This window comes from Clostridioides sp. ES-S-0049-02, assembly GCF_020658465.1.
GTDB lineage: Bacteria > Bacillota > Clostridia > Peptostreptococcales > Peptostreptococcaceae > Clostridioides.
In genome coordinates this window covers 1-1,468 of record NZ_JACVWG010000044.1, presented here as the reverse complement: position 1 = coordinate 1,468, position 1,468 = coordinate 1, and the positions used below count along the sequence as shown (strand labels likewise).

Here is a 1,468-nt window from a genome sequence, read left to right as displayed (position 1 = left end):
GCAACTAATGAAAATGGACAATTAATTTTTAATGAAATATTACTAGAAGAATTAAAAGAATTTATTTATTGTGATACTTATACAAATGATTCATTTTTGGAGGTTGAAGACTTAATTAAAACAGGTGAAAGAGAGTTAGAACTTAAATGTAGGCCAACTATTGATTGGACAATAGACTCTGTTAATTTTTTAAGTAGAATTATTAATATGGAGTTTAGACAACATTGGAATGGATCATTAAGTGTAGGAGACATAATTATATTTTATGATAGAAATGAAAATACTGAAGATATAATATATTTTGTTGGATATACACAAAACTTTAAAGATGGAAGTTTAAATTTGGATTTATCTAATAAGAAATTAAAGGAAGATAATACAAGAACTATTTCTGATTATTTAACTAAATCAAAACATACTATGGATTCAGTTAATAAGAAAAAGTACTTACTCAATAGACAAAAATTCAATAGAATGAATGTTCCAGAAAGTGTGGTGTCTTAATGGCAATATATGATAATAGTTATACACTAAGTTATATAAGAATAACAGGGTGTATAGTGACTTATAATGAAGAAGTTTATACTGTACAGGATGAATCAACAAATAGAAAGTATATATACTGGAATGTAGATAATCCTTATAAGCTTGAAACTTCTAACTTGATGTTGGATAGAAGTAATAAAAGGTTTTTAATAGTTATAAATGATAATGGAATCCATACTGAAGTACCTAATGATAGTGATATATTTAGTATAAGCTATGATGGAGATGCAAAGAAAAATATACAAAAAGATATCTATGCTTTATATGAGACAGATAAAGAATTTGGAGATAGATTTATAATTGTAGAAAAAGATATAGATGGAATACACCAAACAGTTGGGGCTATACAGGAAGATGCTAAAAACATAAAAGAAAATATCTCAGTTATAGACCAAAAAGCAGATAATATAAATATATTTGTAAAGGAAGTAACTAAAAATTTTAATGATTCTAGTGAACTTACTAAGTTAAGAGAAGATACAAATAAACTTATAATTAAACTTAACTCTGATTTAGGATTATTTAATTCTAATATCAATGAATATTTTAAAGATGATGAAGTCACAGATATTGAAAAAGCTCAAATAGAGACTGAAATAAACTTATTGAATACAGATAAAACAAGTTTATATACTCAAATACAAAAAATAATTGATAGATGCCAATCAAATAGTGATAGTACAAGTATTGCTGCAATTAATACTTCTAAAACAGCTTTAGACAATACACATAATAATCTTAAAACAATAATTAATTCAGTTATATCTGATAATATAATCACTCCTTCAGATGTAATTCTAGTTACAAATGGATTCGCAAAGTATAATTTAAAGGTTAATGAACTAAAAAATACTCTTGATGGTGTATTTCTTAAAGGTATGGGTGGAAGTGTTTCAGAGGAATTTTCTCAAATAAATGCTAC

The 1,468-nt window shown here is 25.2% G+C and carries 2 pseudogenes; both read left to right on the top strand.

Annotated elements, in window-relative coordinates:
• Nucleotides 1-504: pseudogene (locus IC213_RS20415) on the top strand (hypothetical protein); the annotation flags it as partial.
• Nucleotides 504-1,468: pseudogene (locus tag IC213_RS20410) on the top strand (tail fiber domain-containing protein); the annotation flags it as partial. The pseudogenes IC213_RS20415 and IC213_RS20410, both read left to right, overlap by 1 nt.